We start from the raw sequence: 16,051 nt of genomic DNA on the forward strand, positions 1-16,051 counted from the left end.
CGGCGGCTTTTTTTGTTCGAGGAATTGGCAGTCAAGAAACAGTAACGAATGTTTCATAAGTATGAATGATAAATCCATAATTATGGCGGTTATTTGCCGTATTTAGGCCATGGTTATTGCCTAGCTTAGATTAAGTATTTGCAAATTAAGTGTTGAAACGGTCCATAAATAGCCTATTTCAGTTTAACGATGGCAATTCTTATTGTTTGCTGCTTTGCAACGTACTAGTATTAACCATACTTGGTGCTATACCAGTGCACCTCGGAAAGGGTTGAGGGGAAAATTATGAAAAATACGATTAGATTTGCGATAGTTGGTGCAGCCTCGCTCGTGCTGGCGGCCTGTGGCGGCAAGTTGGAGCAAGCCGAGCGGCTTAGCCCCAGCGGAAGTGAGTTCCAGCAGGCGCTTTACACAGGTTATATTGAACTGGCAAAAGCTGAATATAACGAAGGTGACTACATTGATTCTGATCGCTTTGCGGAAAAGGCAATGGCGGCAACGCGCGGGGAACAGGTTGATCCCTACCATCCGGAAGAATGGCATCTTCCTTCCGACAGAGAGCCGGTCTTGATCGGTGCGCGGGAGCGTTTGATGCAAGTTCTGAATGCAGGTGCCCGTGAAAAACTTCCGATGCAGGCAGCAAAGGCACAGACAAGCTTTGATTGCTGGGTGCAGGAGCAGGAAGAAAACTGGCAGCCAAAAGATATCGCCGCTTGCCGGGATTCCTTCGTGATAGCGATGGAAGAGATTGAGGCTGCAATGGCGCCGGTCGCCGTTGTTGTTGAAGAAAAAGTCGTTGTCATGGAGAAGAAAGAACCCATGATGATGAAGCCGCAATCCTTCGAAGTGAACTTTAATTTCGATTCCGACACACCTCTGCCCGGCTCTATGGAAGAAGTGAAGGCAGCTGCGGAATATATGAAGAAATTCGAGGATCCGAAAATTACGATTGCTGGCTATACGGATACGGTCGGTAGCGTAGTCTACAACGACAAGCTTGGTGAACGCCGTGCTGAAAACGTTGCCTTCATGGGCATCGAGGAAGGCATGGAGCCGAAGCGGATTATCATGCGCTCCTATGGTAAGAAGGACCTTAAAGTCCAGACTGCTGATGGAGTTAAAAACGCGGCAAACCGTCGTGTGGTAATCACCGTCGAAAGCAAGTAATCTTGACACTCAAGAAGGGACGGGACGCGGAAACGCGCCCCGTCCTTTTTTGTATCTGAAGGGGAAAAGTATGATTAAGAAATTTGTCGGCCTTACTCTTTTGTCCGTTTTTGCACTGGGGCTTACGGCTTGCGATCCGGAGGTGGGGAGCAAGGAATGGTGCGAAACGATGAAAGAAAAGCCCAAAGGGGACTGGTCCGCGAATGAAGCGGCTGATTTTGCAAAGAATTGCGTATTGATTTCCGATTGAGGGTTTGAAATGGCGAAGGAATCACATTCGTGATTCCTTCTAGTTTTTTCTGGCGCGAAAAAAAGCTCTCTGCTAAACCCGGGATACGGTCCCGTAGCTCATCAGGATAGAGCGCAAGATTCCTAATCTTGAGGTAACAGGTTCGAGTCCTGTCGGGATCACCACTTTAATATTTTGCGGTTAGTACGTCCTATCGCTGGCCAATTAGCCAATATTCTTGCGAATGGGCGGCAGCTCGACAAACTCGGCGGGTCGCTTTTCAGCATTGGCCTTCATTGCCTCGAATATCTCGTCCCGCTGTAACATACTGGCATTCCAGATGGCAATATAGTCGAGGCTGTCTTCTATGGAATGATCGCGTGAATAGTTCATCATGCGCTTGCAGCCCATGATCGCGAGCGGCGCCTTGCTGGCAATTTCCTGTGCCATCTCCATGACAGCATTCAGCAAAGCCTCCTGATCCTTATAAACGGCATTAAAGAGTCCCGCAGATTTCCCTTCATCCGCGGGCATTCGGCGGCCCGTGTAGGCCAGCTCGCGCGCGAGGCCGTCGCCGATCACTTTGGTAATGCGCGGAAATGTCCCGACATCGGCCGTCATGCCGATGTTCGTCTCGAATATTGTAATGAACGCATCTTCGGTGGCGTAGCGCATATCGCAGGCAGTAATAAGATCGACACCGCCGCCAATACAGCCTCCCTGGATTGCGGCCAACACCGGCAAGCGGCAATCCTGCAATGCCGTGAAGGTCTTCTGCATATTTTTTACAGCCCCATAAAATTCGGCGCCTGCACGAATTTCGGCGGCCCTCTTTTCCGCCGGGTCGGTTATTTCCGCCTGCATGAAGGATGCGACATCCAGCCCGGAGGAGAAATGCGGTCCGGTCGAGGAAATGACAATCACCCGTGCCTTTGCATTTTCATCGATATCGTGAACAATCTCGGGAAGTTCATTCCAGAACGCGGGGATCATGCTATTGCGCTTTTCCGGCCGATTAAGAATGATATGGGCCACATGATTTTCTATTTGAACGTCGAAGCAGCTATAGGTCACGGCGGGTTTCCCTCTCAGGTTTGGTGTCATTGTTATTTTTGCTTATCTTACGGCGATATCGGGCAGGTATCAAATATCTTCGTCCCTGAAAGATCGCTGAGGGGTATCGTAATTTTGAGAAAGAAGGCATGATATAGGCGGGAGATTTACTCGCAAAACGGATTGGCTGTTTAAAATAAGGAACAACATCATGGCCCCTGCGTTTACTAACGGAGAGCATCCATTTGATTTTGAACACCGTTATCAATGCCCGTATTACACTGAGGATCATCGGGCATGGCGCGCCACGCTGCGTGAATTTATCGAACGGGAAATCATGCCGCATGTGAACGACTGGGAAGAGGCTGGGGAATTTCCACGAGAGCTATATAAGAAGGCGGGGGAGGTGGGGCTGCTGGGTCTCGGATATCCGGAGGAGTTTGGGGGCACCCCGGTAGATAATTTTTTCAATATTGTCACGTCTGAGGAAATGGCCCGAATTGGGGCTGGCGGGATCAATGCGAGTCTGATGGTGCACAGCATTGGCCTGCCACCTGTTCTCGCCACAGGCTCTGCGGCGTTAAAACAAAGGATTGCACCCTCCGTGCTTTCGGGCGAGAAAATTCATGCCCTTGCCATCACAGAGCCTTCGGGTGGCTCGGATGTTGCCAATATCAAGACACGTGCTGAGGCCGACGGCGATGACTATCTGGTCAATGGGTCGAAGATGTTTATCACGGGTGGTATGCGCGCAGATTACTATACCGTGGCGGTGCGCACAGGCGGAGAGGGGCGTAGTGGTATCTCTCTTCTGTTAATTGAACGGGAGCGGCCCGGCTTCACCCGCACTTCGCTTAAGAAACAGGGATGGTGGGCCTCTGACACGGCGGCACTCTATTTCGACGATGTCCGGGTACCCAAGAGCAATCTCATTGGCGAAGAAAATAAGGGTTTTGTTGGCATCATGAGCAATTTCAACAGCGAGCGGCTGGGAATGGCGGCAGGTGCCAATGCATTCGCGCGTGTTTGCCTCGAAGATGCGCTCGCATGGGCCAGAGAGAGAAAAACCTTTGGGCAAAGACTCGCAGATCATCAGGTAATTCGCCATAAGTTCTCCGAGATGGCGCGGAAGATTAATGCGACTCAGGCCTATCTGGAACAATGTGCTTTCCGCGTTCAGTCCGGCGAAAGACCGGTCGCAGACCTGTCCTTGTTAAAGGTGCAGGCGACGCAAACTATGGAATTCTGCGCGCGGGAGGCGATGCAGGTCCTTGGTGGAGCCGGATATATGCGCGGCTGTCGGGTGGAGCGAATTTACCGCGAAGTCCGCGTCATGGCCATTGGCGGTGGGTCGGAAGAAATTATGCGTGATCTTGTCGCACGGCAGATGGAGATTTAGAGTCAGGAAACCTCATAAAAATATAACAGGGAGGAAATAGATGAGTGTGATGCATTATGACTGGCTGGCCCATCATACGGAAAGGGTGCCGGAGAAGGAGGTGTGGGTGGACCTTCATTCCAACCGTCATTTCACATATGCCGAGGCGAATGACAGGGCGCTGCGCCTTGCTTTCCATTTTCAGAAAGTTTGCGGCGTTGAAAAAGGCGACCGGGTTGGCGTTCTGGCGATGAACTCCACCGATATGCTCGAAATACAGGCGGCATGTGCCAAGATAGGCGCGATATTCCTGCCGCTTAACTGGCGGCTCACTGTCAATGAACTTGATTTTATCATCCGTGATGCGGCACCGAAAATCCTGATCCATGATGCACAGTTCTCTGCTGAGATCGCGGAGCTAAAAGAAAAAACCGGCGTTTCATATCTGTTGGAGACAACCGGCGGCGGCGGGGATACGCCTTATGAAGCAGCGATTAAGGCCGCAAGTCCGACACCGATGCTTGCGAAGGTCATGCATGATGATGTCTGGACGATTATGTACACTTCGGGTACGACCGGCCTGCCGAAGGGGGCGATGAACACTTATGGGATGGCGTTTTACAACGCAGTAAACCTTGGTGTTCCTACCTATTTTACGCCGGACGCCAAAACACTGACTATTCTGCCATTGTTTCATACTGGTGGGCTTAACTGCTACAGCTCCGTTGCGCTCTATTTTGGGGGGACGACTCTGGTCATGCGGACCTTTGATCCGGCTGAGTGCCTGCGTATCATCGATGATGAGGAGATTGGTCTCACTCACTTCTTTGGCGTGCCGGCTAACTACCTCTTTATGAGCCAGCATCCGGATTTCGACACAACGGATTTGTCACGTCTTGCCTGTTCCGGTGTTGGCGGTGCCCCCACGCCTGTTCCGCTCCTTGAAACCTATAAGGCGCGGGGCCTCGCCCTGCAGCAGGGATATGGCATGACGGAAACCAGCCCAACGGTAACAGTGCAGGATGCGGAAATGGCATTCAGCAAGCCGGGGTCCGCCGGCAAGCTTGCGTTAAATGCCGAAGCGCGGGTTGTTGATGAAAATGGCGAAGATGTCCCGCAAGGAGAAACCGGGGAGCTTTGGGTGAAGGGGCCGAACATCACACCCGGATACTGGAACCGACCTGAGGCCAATGCAGAAACGATAACGGATGGCTGGCTGCATACCGGTGACGCCTGCCGGGTCGATGAGGATGGGCATTACTTCATCGTTGATCGCTGGAAGGATATGTATATCTCGGGCGGAGAAAATGTGTATCCGGCGGAGGTCGAGAGTACCTTGTTCAAAATGCCGGAAATAGCCGATCTCGCAATTATCGGTGTTCCGGATGACCGCTGGGATGAAGTGGGATGCGCGGTTATTGTTGTCGCGCAGGACAAGCAGCTAACCGCAGATGACGTGATCCTCTATTGTCAGGACAAACTCGCCCGTTACAAAATCCCGAAGCATGTTGTCTTTATGGAGGAATTGCCGCGTAACGCGACGGGGAAGGTCCTGAAAAGAGTCCTGAAAGACGAAATTGGGGATCTGCGTATTCCCGCGTAAATCTTTCTCTGGTATCTCTTCAGGCCGCCGGGGCAGTGGCGGCCTGAAGGGTTCCGGATAAAGTGCTTAAGCGCCCTCTTTTCCGACAATGGTGATGGAGCAGACATTCTGATGCGGGAAACCACCCAGATTATGCGTCATACCGACGACCGGCTCTTCTTTACGCTGGCGTTCGCCAGCGCGGCCCTGCATCTGAAGATACATCTCATAGATCATCCGAAGGCCTGATGCGCCGATCGGGTGGCCAAAGCATTTCAGCCCGCCGTCGATCTGGCAAGGGACTTTGCCATCTGCATCATAGAAGCCGTTCATTACGTCATTGACGGCATCTCCCTCTTCGGAAATGAACAGATCTTCCATGGTGACCAGTTCGGTAATGGAGAAGCAGTCATGAACCTCGAACATACTGACCTGGTCGCGTGGCTTGGTGATACCGGCTTCCTTATAGGCCCGGTTCGCGGCCGCCCGGGTGGTAACGAAATAGCTGCCATCCCAGGAGTTGTGCTGTGCTTCCGTTCCGTTGGAGGCGGAGAGTTGCAGCGCCTTGACCGTAATAAGGTCTTTCTTGCCGAGAGATTTCGCAATTTCCGGCGTCGTGACGATGGCGCAGGCTGATCCGTCACTCACGCCGCAGCAATCGAAGAGACCAAGTGGTTCCGCGATCATGGGGGCGTTCATCACTTTCTCTTCATTGATCTTATTGCGAAGATGTGCTTTTGGGTTTTTGGATCCGTTGTCATGGCTCTTGACGGAGATATGGGCCATGGCCCGTTTCATATCTTCCTTGCTGACACCATGTTTTGCCGAATAGGCGGACGCCAGCTGAGCGAAGGAGCCGGGCGCCGAGGCATTGGCCCAGAAAAGGTCATTCACTGAGCCCCGATTGCGCTGAGGCAGGCCACCATACCCCGTGTCCTTGAGTTTTTCGACACCGAGTGCGAGAGCAATATCGCAGGCGCCGGATGCAACCGCATAGACAGCACCACGGAAAGCTTCAGATCCGCTGGCGCAGTAGTTTTCAACGCGCGTTACCGGAATATTTGGCAAACGAAGCGCCATGGAAAGAGGCACTGCGGATTTGCCGACATGTTCTTCCTCGATGGCAGTTCCAAGCCATGCTGCTTCAATCTGGCTTTTCTCAATTCCGGCGTCTTCCAAAGCTTCGACATAGGCTTCGATCATCAGATCTTCCGCATTATTATTCCAGCGCTCGCCGAATTTGGAGCAGCCCATGCCGATAATAGCAACTTTATCTTTAATTCCTGAGGCCATTGTTATTCTCCTTTATTTGAAGCGTCCGCGGGGGCCGCTTTCCAGAAATAGCGCCTGAACCCGCGCTTGTCGTCATAGTCCTTGATCCGGAACATCATCCGCATCGGCATTCCCACCTGGATATCCGTCTCCGGTGAGATATCCGTGAAGTCACTCATCAAGCGACCACCTTCTTCGAACTGGATCATGCCGTAATAGGCGGGCGGGTCCGGCGAATAGGTGAGCCGGTCAGCGGTAAAGGAATTCACCTTGGAAAGCCGCTCTGCGAAGGGGTAATCTTCCTGTGTACCGATGGCGCCACAATTTTCATTCACGCACATATTGGACTTCGGGAACTGCGCCGTGCCGCATTGAGAGCATTGCCCGCCAATCATCGCCTGGGTCATTCCCTTGTTTCGGTAAAGGGTCGTGAGACCCGTTTTCTTGTCGGTTTCCGCGCGAATGCCACGCTCCAGATTGATGAGATTGTGGAACGCGAGAAACTTGCCGTAATTCGTTTCCGCGTAACGCCGGGCAAGATGTCCTGAGACACCTTTACGGGGTGAGAGCGAATTGATTTCCTCCGTCACTTCGAACAGCAGGGCGTCGCTGCCCTGACCGAAGCTTGCGACAAGAATTTTATCGCCAGGTTTGCTGTTCTCAATGGCGTGGGCGAGCATGACCATGGAATGGGCCGTGCCAGTTTCCCCGCAGGTTGCCTGCAGGTTATCTGCGACGGCACTTTCGGGTAGGCCGAGTTTCTTCGCAAGCATTGCAGCGACGCCACGTGCGGCGACGGGGAAGCAGAAGGTGGTAATATCCTCTGCCTTGACACCGGTTTCAGACAAAAGTGCAGAAATCGCGCTTGGGACAATCTTCAAATATCCTTCATCCCGGATCCAGCGTTCTTCCCAGTTATAGTCGTAGGCTTCGCCTTCGCCGCGAAAGTGATCGACGAAATCGACGGCTTCCGTATGGCTGCCAATAAGGCGGGCGATTACTTTTCCCTGCCCAACCAGAAAAGCGGCGGCTCCGTCACCGGAGGTGAATTCCAGCGGGCTTGCTGCTTTGGTCTGACGTTTTTCCGCCGTAGTGAAAAGAATTGGACCGCTGCCTCCTTTGGCAACCTGCAGAGCAGTAGACAATCCAGCACTGCCAGCTCTCTGGGAGGACGCGAAATCAAGGGTTTGCAAGCTGCTGCTTAAGTTGAGCGCATCGGCGACAATGCCAGCATTCTGCCGATCCATGAACGGAAAGCTCGTCGAGGCCATATAGACGGCAGATACGTCGCCGCGGTCAGAGTCTGCGAGGCAATCCCGCGCGGCTTCGACGGCCATGGTGACGCTATCCTCGTCCCAATTTGCCATGGCTCTTTCGCCCTTGGCGAGGCCATTCAGGCCCGGGTTAAACCAGCTGTGAGCTTTGGCGATTTCACTACGTTGCAATCGGCTTTGCGGGATATATCCCCCGTAGGCCAATATTCCTACTTCCATTTGGAAAGGCTCCTTTTTTATTATTTCTTAGTGCCACATATATATTGCAGGAAATAAGCGTTAAAATTCCCGCAAAAATATTTCCTACAGGGCGACAGTTTAAAGCGACTATGGGCGTAACGCCAGAAAATTAAATCATGCCTCGGTCGGTCGCGTCTTTTTTTCTTAACGGTGCAAACTTTCCTATGCTATCAATAAAGAAAAAATAAAAATCGGGAGTTCCGAATGGCCGTTTTCTCATCCAAAATTGTTACCTCTTCTGACAGTTTTGCTGCCAATCGACAGGAGATGCTATCGCTTGTCGATGAATTGCATGCGTTAAAAGACCGCGCAAAGCAATTGTCCGAGCGGCGGCGCGCCAGGTTTGAGGAGCGCGGACAGCTTACCCCGCGTGAGCGGCTGGTACGCCTTCTCGATCCAGGAATGCCGTTTCTGGAGTTGTTTGGCCTCGCCAACTATTGTGTAGATACGACTGACCGGGACAAAAGCATTCCCGGCGCAAGTTCACTGGCCGGTATCGGGTTCATTAATGGCGTGCGATGCATGATCTTAGCAAGCGACAGTGGAATCAATGCAGGCGCAATGACCCAAAAATCAGGGGAAAAAGTTCGTCGGTGCCAGGATATAGCAATTGATAAAAAGCTTCCCTTTGTGCATCTCGTTGAGAGTGCAGGGGCCAATCTCCTGAAATATCAGGTTGAATCCTGGGCGCATGGCGGGGGTGGCTTCCAACGACTCGCAAAGCTGAGTGCCGCTGGCATCCCGACCTTCGTTGTGCTGCACGGACCGTCAACAGCAGGCGGGGCGTATTTCCCAGGCATGAGTGATTATGTGATTGGCATCAAGGGTCGGGGGCGGGCTTCGCTTGGCGGCGCAGCTCTGGTGCGGGCGGCAACCGGTGAAATTTCGGATGATGAAGAGCTTGCAGGATCGGAAATGCATGCGACCACCACGGGGCTTGTCGAATATCTCGCTGAAGATGACGCCCATGGCCTTCTGATCGCGCGGGATATTATCGGTCGACTCGGCTGGAACGACAAATGCCCAAGGCCGGAAGTGAAAAGCTTCAAGGAGCCACTCTATGACCCCGAGGAAATTGCCGGGGTCGTGCCCGTGGATTATCGAAAGCCCTACGATGTACGTGAAGTTGTTGCCCGGCTCGTTGATGGCTCCGATTTTGAAGAATTCAAGCCGCGTTATGGATCAACACTTGTCTGTCTGCAGGCTAATATCTTTGGGCAAGCCTGTGGCATTGTTGGTAATAATGGCCCGATCGATCCCGATGGGGCGGCCAAGGGCGGACAGTTCTTCCAGCTCTGCGATCAGGCAAACATTCCGCTCATCTTCCTCAACAATATTACCGGCTATATGGTCGGCAAGGAATATGAACAAAAAGGTATGATCAAGCATGGATCGAAAATGATTCAGGCCGTCTCCAATGTTCGTGTGCCGAAGATCACATTCTATATCGGCGCAAGTTTCGGGGCGGGAAACTACGGCATGGCCGGTCTTGCGTATGACCCGGATTTCCTGTTTGCCTGGCCTAATGCCAAGACTGGTGTTATGGGCGGAGAACAGGCGGCAGTCACCATGGATCAGGTGGCGAGAAGCGGCGCCGAACGCAAGGGCGTGCCCGTCGATGAAGAAGCACTGGCAGCGCAAAAGGCGCGGTTGATTGAGCATTTCGATAGTCAGGCGGATGCTTTCTATACCTCCGGACGACTTCTCGACCAAGGGGTTGTCGATCCGCGCGATAGCCGAAAGATCATCGGCTTTGCGCTGCAAACCTGCTGGGAGGCGCGTAACCGTACCTTGCAACCGAACAGCTTCGGCGTTGGCCGTCTCTAATCTCCGGTAATCAATGAAAAAAATAAAGATAAAGAACAGGTAGGTCCGGAAAATGAGAAATTTTAACTCAATACTGATCGCCAATCGGGGCGAAATCGCCGTCAGGGTGATAAAAACGGCGAAAAGCCTCGGCTATCGTACCATAGCCGTTTACTCAGAGGCAGATGCAGCTGCCCTTCATGTCCGCATGGCGGACGAGGCTGTGCTGATCGGGCCTGCGCCGGTGCAGCAATCCTATCTGGACATGACGAAAATACTGGCGGCTGCCAAGGAAACAGGGGCGGAGGCTATCCATCCGGGCTACGGGTTCCTGTCAGAAAATGCAGACTTTGCACGCGCCTGTGAAGAGGCGGGCATCGTCTTTATCGGCCCCTCCGCCGAGGCGATTGATTTGATGGGGAACAAGGCGGCGGCCAAGCGACGAATGATCGCGGCCGATGTACCTTGCGTTCCCGGCTATGAAGATCAGGATCAGTCTGACGATACGCTTATCGCCGCCGCGAAAGATATCGGATTTCCGATCATGGTAAAGGCAGCAGCGGGCGGCGGCGGTCGAGGCATGCGTCTTGTGCATGAAGAGAAAAATCTTACTGATGCCCTTGCGTCTGCCCGCTCAGAGGCGCTTAACGCATTCGGTTCGGATGAACTTATTCTTGAAAAAGCGATTATTGAACCGCGACATGTAGAGGTTCAAGTTTTCGCGGATACCCAGGGAAATGCCATCCATCTGGGGGAGCGGGATTGCTCTGTCCAGCGCCGCCATCAGAAAGTGGTGGAGGAAGCGCCCTGCCCCGTTATGACGCCAGATTTGCGCGAAAAGATGGGCGCTGCGGCGGTCGAGGCTGCCCAGAGTATCAATTATCGTGGTGCCGGCACGGTGGAGTTTTTGCTCGATGCCGGGAATAACTTCTATTTCCTTGAAATGAATACCCGGCTGCAGGTGGAACATCCGGTGACCGAACTGGTGACGGGGATGGATCTCGTCGCGCTGCAAATTCAGGTGGCGCAAGGTGAACCGCTTGGGATTGAGCAGCAGGATGTGAAACTGCAAGGCCATGCCATTGAAGTGCGCCTCTATGCCGAGGATACCGCGCAGGATTTCCTTCCTTGTACCGGCCGGATTACGTCATGGAAGGCGGCGGCTGGGGAGGGAGTTCGTTTCGATGTCGGCATCGATTCCGGTCAGGAAATATCCCCCTTTTATGACCCGATGATCGCGAAAGTGATTGCCTATGGCGATAGCCGCGAAGTAGCTCGCCATCGCCTGATTGAGGCGCTTAAAAATACGGTCATTTTTGGCCTCACGACAAATCGCGGTTTTCTTATTGATATCCTGAATGAGGAAGCCTTCGCAAAAGGAGAGGCGACAACGGCCTTCATCGGAGACTTGTTCGGTGGCGAGCGTCTCGCCGCACGGGCGCCGGATCAAAGTGAAATGGCGATGGCAGCCGTGCTCCTCTATCAGGTTGAGCGGGATCGGGCCAAATCATCGGCATTGTTCGTGAGCGACCAGTTAGTAGACTGGTCAAGCGGAGGAGAATTACTGACCCGCTACGTCTTCGCGAGCGAAGATGAGAAGGTCGACGTAACCGTCGCACCGATGCGCGAAGGTGGCTACAATGTGGTGGTTGGCGAAACCTCGTTATCCCTGGAGGTGATGGGGCGCGGCGAGAATAAAGCGCAACTGACCGTCGATGGCAAGCGCAAACATGTGCATTATGAGGCATTAACTGACGGAGTGCTTGAACTCACCGACGACGGGAAAACATTGCGCTTCACCAATGAGATTGCCTTCCCGCTTTCGGCCGCGGCGGCGGCGGGCAGTGGTCAGGTGACGGCGCCCATGCATGGCACCTTGCTGGATGTTTTTGTGAAAACTGGAGATACCGTTGAGGTTGGAACCCGACTTGCGGTGCTGGAGGCCATGAAGATGCAGCATGATATCCTGGCGGAAGTTTCCGGTGTTGTGCAGAATGTCATCGCAACGGCGGCCAGCCAGGTCTCGGTGGATGATCTGTTGTTTGAGATCGAAGCGCCGGAATAATGCGAAAATAGAAGGGAGTTCCAAGCAATGCTGAAAGAAGCCTATGACTTCAGGGATGAAAGCGAAGCGCTCTACAGCCTCATAGAGCCACTTGGTGATGCGGATTACGACCGGGTAACCTTGTTTCGCGACTGGACGGTCAATGATGTTATGCAGCATCTGCATTTCTTCAACTATGTCGCCGACTTGACCCTCACCGACGAGGAAGAGTTCAAACGGGTTTATGGTGAACTCAAGGTTATTCAGGAAAAGACGGGTTCCCTTGTGGCGGCGACAGATGAGATGTTGAATGGTCTGAAGGGAATTGCGCTTCGGGATGCCTGGCGGAAGTATTATCTGGAGATGTCTGACCGGTTCTACGCCGCCGACCCGAAGCAACGGCTGCTCTGGGTAGGGCCGAGCATGAGTGCGCGATCCAGCATCTCGGCCAGGCTGATGGAGACCTGGTCCCATGCGCAGGAAATATACGATCTGCTGGGGGTTGAACGGGAAAACAGAGACCTGATCAAGAGTATAGCCGTTATGGGGATGAATACTTTCGGCTGGACCTTTATCAATCGCAAGGAAGAAGTGCCGAAGCCGGTTCCGCATGTCCGGTTGACGGCGCCATCGGGTGAGATCTGGGAATGGAACCCGGAGACGGACACGGACTTGGTTGAAGGAAACGCCGCAGAGTTTTGTCAGGTTGTTACGCAGACCCGCAATATCGTCGATACGGATATTCAGGTTTCCGGGGACGTCGCGACGCGCTGGATGTCTGTTGCTCAATGCTTCGCGGGTCCGCCGCGCAATCCGCCCGCCCCAGGAACGCGCCACGCCTGAATTTGGAATAAAGGATTAGAAAAAAATGACGGCACATCAGAAATACCCAAATCTTTTCTCTCCTCTAGACCTTGGCTTCACGACGATCAAGAACCGCGCGCTAATGGGCTCTATGCATACGGGGCTCGAAGAGCTTGAGGGCGGGTTTGAGCGCATGGCCACCTATTTCGCGGAGCGAGCCAGCGGTGGCGTCGGGATGATTATTACCGGTGGTATTTCGCCAAATCTTGAGGGCGGGGCAGGCGCAAAACTTTCAAATGATGACGAGGTGGAGGAACATCGCCTTGTCACGAATGCCGTGCATCAGGCCTCGCCGGATTCTAAAATCTGCATGCAGATCCTGCATATGGGACCGCTCGCCCGGAATGACAGTCCTGTCGCGCCATCGGCCATCCGCTCCCGCATTGCCCGTAAGACCCCGCGCGAGCTTGACGCTGCAGGGATAGAGAAGCAAATTGCAGATATCGTGAACTGTGCGGTCTGTGCCCGGAAAGCAGGTTATGACGGTGTCGAGGTGATCGGTTCTGCCGGATATCTTCTCAGCACTTTCCTTGTTGAGAAAACCAACCTTCGAACGGATGAATGGGGCGGCTCCTTCGAAAACCGGATGCGCTTTCCCGTCGAGGTCATGCGTCGGGTACGAGAGGCTGTGGGGCCGGATTTTATTCTCGTCTTCCGTATCGCCGCGATGGACATGTTGCAAGGCGGCATGTCATGGGAGGAAGTGGTACAACTCGCCAAAAGAATCGAAGAAGTTGGTGTCAATATCATGAGTACCCATTTCACCTGGCATGAGTCTGCTGTCCCGACAATTGCCACAATGGTGCCGCGCGCGGCTTTTACCCAGGTAACGGGGCGCCTCCGGAAGGAACTCAGTATTCCACTTATTACCAGTAACCGCATTAACATGCCGGCCGTTGCGGAGGAGGTGCTGGCGCGCGGGGATGCGGATATCGTCTCGATGGCGCGCCCGATGCTCGCGGATTCGGATTTGGTCTTGAAAGCTTTCGAAGGGCGGGAGGATGAAATCAATACCTGCATCGCCTGCAATCAGGCATGCCTGGATCATACATTCAACGGAATGGAAGTCAGTTGCCTCGTCAATCCACGCGCCTGCCATGAAACGGAGCTGAATTATGTAACGGTCGAAGTGCCAAAGAGGATTGCCGTGGTCGGCGCAGGCCCAGCGGGTTTGGCTTACGCGACGGTGGCGGCGGAGCGGGGTCATTCGGTCACATTATTCGACGCGTCATCGGAAATCGGTGGGCAGTTCAACCTTGCAAAGCGAATTCCGGGGAAGGAGGAGTTCCATGAGACGATCCGGTATTTTAACCGTATGATCGAAAAGCGCGGGATCGAACTGAAGCTCAACACCCGGGTCGATGCCGATATACTGGCCGCAGAAGGCTATGACAAGGTGGTTGTCGCCACCGGTATTTCCCCGCGCGTTCCCGATATTGAGGGGATCGATCATCCGAAGGTGGTCAGTTATATCGATGTGATCAAAGGTACGAAGTCTGTCGGCAAGAAAGTTGCCATTATGGGGGCCGGCGGTATTGGTTTCGATGTCGCGGAGAAGATAACCCATGAAGGGACATCTTCTGCGCTTGATGTTGATATCTTCGCGAAGGAATGGGGGATCGATTTTAAAAACCATCCGCGCGGCGGTGTGACGGGTATCGAACCCATCATCGCGAAAGCGGATCGAGAGGTAACGTTACTTCAACGGAAATCGTCACCGGTCGGGCGCGGTCTTGGTAAGACGACCGGCTGGACCCATCGCATCACGCTGGCCCGGCGCGGCGTTAAAATGATCAATGGTGTTGAGTATATAAAGATCGATGATCAGGGCCTGCATCTTCATATCAATGATCAGTATGAAATTCTGGATGTCGATACGGTAATCATCTGCGCAGGTCAGCTTCCGCTGCGCGGTCTTTACGACGAGCTGGTGGCAAACGGGGTCGATGCCGAACTCGTTGGCGGCGCGTTCGAGGCTATGGAACTCGACGCCAAACGTGCCATTAATCAGGCAAGTTACCTCGCCGCCGCCGTTTGATGAGACGTCGCGGACGATCCCGTCAGTCCTTGAAGGCTTGCGGCAAGTGCACGTAGTTTTTCAGGCCCACCGAGTTGGGCACGGTTAAAGCCGATGCGCTTGAACCAGAAATGCAGGCCCATCAGGTCTGTGTAGCCCATGCCGCCATGCACTTCCGTTGCCGTGCGCGCAACGAAGCGCCCGATTTCGTCCATATGTGATTTTGCCAGCAAGCCGGACAGTTCTGCCTCTTCAGGTAGGCTGTCAAAGGCATAGGCGGCATACCAGATAAGCGCCTGACAGGGTTGCAACTCCGCCGCCATTTCCGCGCAGAGATGCTTGACGGCCTGAAAGGAACCGATGGCCCGGTCGAACTGACGCCGTTCCTTGGCATAATCGACCGCTCGGCTCAGCATTTCTTCAGATGCGCCGAAACTTTCCGCCGCCAGAATAACCCGACCCGCGTTTATGATTTCTGTAATATGAACCTTGCCGCCGTTACCAAGCGGCTCCGCCGCTACATCTTTTAGTATGATATCGGTGAGCGGGCGTGTGCCATCGATAGAGGGCATGTGGGTGCATTCAAGCCCCAATGCATCTGTCGAAACGAGATATAGATTACTCTCGGTGTCGGCGATAATCAGGGCGTCTGCCTCCGCCGTATCGAGGGCGAAGGATGTTTGACCACTCAGCTTGTTGTTATGCGCCGTAACACTCGCACCACGCTTTGCGCCATGAATCGCATCAGAAAGAGCCATGCCGACGATGATCTCGCCTGCGGCAATTTTGGGGAGCCATTCTTTTCGCTGAGCGTCACTGCCAGCAAGTTTCAAGGCGAGCGGAGCCATAACCGCGGTAGCGGCAAAGGGCACAGGCGCTATGCTGCGCCCAAGCTCCATGGCGACAATCGCGGCATCAAACAATGTGAGGCCCGTGCCGCCCTCTTCCTCATCGATAAGAAGACCTGCCATGCCGAGATCTGCAAGTTCCGCGAAGAGAGTTTTATCCATCGATTGCGCACCGTTGGAGACGGCGCGAATAGAGTCAAGGTTGACAAGTCGCTCCAATGTTCCGCGAAAGCTCTCCTGAATAAGAAGCTGTTCTTCTGAAAGTCCGAATTCCATG

12 protein-coding genes and 1 tRNA gene are annotated in these 16,051 nt (G+C 53.6%); 9 read left to right on the forward strand and 4 right to left on the reverse strand.

What is annotated here, in order from left to right:
- Window positions 1-285 precede the first annotated feature (285 nt).
- The 3 genes from P1U71_RS07185 to P1U71_RS07195 all read left to right on the forward strand — a co-directional run bounded on the left by P1U71_RS07185 (window position 286) and on the right by P1U71_RS07195 (window position 1,581).
- Window positions 286-1,167, forward strand: a complete 882-nt coding sequence (locus P1U71_RS07185; RefSeq protein WP_301104888.1) for an OmpA family protein — start codon at window positions 286-288, stop codon at window positions 1,165-1,167.
- Window positions 1,168-1,237: 70 nt separating this feature from the next.
- Entirely contained in the window at window positions 1,238-1,417 is a 180-nt protein-coding gene (locus tag P1U71_RS07190; RefSeq protein ID WP_301104889.1) for a DUF3012 domain-containing protein, read from the forward strand.
- An 87-nt stretch (window positions 1,418-1,504) separates the two neighbouring features.
- Window positions 1,505-1,581 (forward strand) — tRNA-Arg (locus tag P1U71_RS07195).
- A 40-nt stretch (window positions 1,582-1,621) separates the two neighbouring features.
- On the opposite strand, the gene P1U71_RS07200 is transcribed toward P1U71_RS07195, so the two are convergent.
- Complete coding sequence (locus tag P1U71_RS07200; RefSeq protein ID WP_301104890.1) at window positions 1,622-2,470, reverse strand: crotonase/enoyl-CoA hydratase family protein; 849 nt, start codon at window positions 2,468-2,470, stop codon at window positions 1,622-1,624.
- Window positions 2,471-2,660: 190 nt separating this feature from the next.
- Between P1U71_RS07200 and P1U71_RS07205 the strand changes: the two genes are divergently transcribed.
- On the forward strand, window positions 2,661-3,848 hold the full coding sequence (locus tag P1U71_RS07205) for an acyl-CoA dehydrogenase family protein (RefSeq protein ID WP_301104891.1): 1,188 nt from the start codon (window positions 2,661-2,663) through the stop codon (window positions 3,846-3,848).
- A gap of 40 nt (window positions 3,849-3,888) precedes the next feature.
- Window positions 3,889-5,430, forward strand: coding sequence for a long-chain fatty acid--CoA ligase (locus P1U71_RS07210; RefSeq protein ID WP_301104892.1), 1,542 nt, complete (start codon window positions 3,889-3,891; stop codon window positions 5,428-5,430).
- 66 nt (window positions 5,431-5,496) lie between these two features.
- Here P1U71_RS07210 and P1U71_RS07215 read toward each other — a convergent pair whose 3' ends face one another.
- Together P1U71_RS07215 and P1U71_RS07220 are read right to left on the reverse strand one after the other, a co-directional pair.
- Complete coding sequence (locus P1U71_RS07215; RefSeq protein ID WP_301104893.1) at window positions 5,497-6,702, reverse strand: acetyl-CoA acetyltransferase; 1,206 nt, start codon at window positions 6,700-6,702, stop codon at window positions 5,497-5,499.
- Between the two features lie 2 nt (window positions 6,703-6,704).
- Window positions 6,705-8,174 (reverse strand): hydroxymethylglutaryl-CoA synthase family protein, encoded by a 1,470-nt coding sequence (locus tag P1U71_RS07220; RefSeq protein ID WP_301104894.1) that lies wholly within the window; start codon window positions 8,172-8,174, stop codon window positions 6,705-6,707.
- A gap of 225 nt (window positions 8,175-8,399) precedes the next feature.
- Here P1U71_RS07220 and P1U71_RS07225 point away from each other — a divergent pair, with 225 nt between their 5' ends.
- Genes P1U71_RS07225 through P1U71_RS07240 form a run of 4 tightly spaced genes read left to right on the forward strand, consistent with a single transcriptional unit; the run spans window position 8,400 to window position 14,947 of the window.
- A complete protein-coding gene (locus P1U71_RS07225; protein WP_301104895.1) occupies window positions 8,400-10,022 on the forward strand; it encodes an acyl-CoA carboxylase subunit beta in 1,623 nt (540 codons plus the stop codon).
- Window positions 10,023-10,074: 52 nt separating this feature from the next.
- On the forward strand, window positions 10,075-12,066 hold the full coding sequence (locus P1U71_RS07230; RefSeq protein WP_301104896.1) for an acetyl-CoA carboxylase biotin carboxylase subunit: 1,992 nt from the start codon (window positions 10,075-10,077) through the stop codon (window positions 12,064-12,066).
- A gap of 27 nt (window positions 12,067-12,093) precedes the next feature.
- On the forward strand, window positions 12,094-12,888 hold the full coding sequence (locus P1U71_RS07235) for a TIGR03084 family metal-binding protein (protein ID WP_301104897.1): 795 nt from the start codon (window positions 12,094-12,096) through the stop codon (window positions 12,886-12,888).
- A 25-nt stretch (window positions 12,889-12,913) separates the two neighbouring features.
- A complete protein-coding gene (locus tag P1U71_RS07240) occupies window positions 12,914-14,947 on the forward strand; it encodes an NADPH-dependent 2,4-dienoyl-CoA reductase (protein ID WP_301104898.1) in 2,034 nt (677 codons plus the stop codon).
- Here the strand turns inward: P1U71_RS07240 and P1U71_RS07245 are convergent.
- The gene (locus P1U71_RS07245) at window positions 14,926-16,050 is read right to left on the reverse strand and encodes an acyl-CoA dehydrogenase family protein (protein WP_301104899.1); all 1,125 of its coding nucleotides are present in this window, start codon (window positions 16,048-16,050) and stop codon (window positions 14,926-14,928) included. The genes P1U71_RS07240 and P1U71_RS07245 overlap by 22 nt on opposite strands.
- Between the last annotated feature and the right edge of the window lies 1 nt (window position 16,051).

It is taken from the genome of Sneathiella sp., from assembly GCF_029233945.1.
GTDB lineage: Bacteria > Pseudomonadota > Alphaproteobacteria > Sneathiellales > Sneathiellaceae > Sneathiella.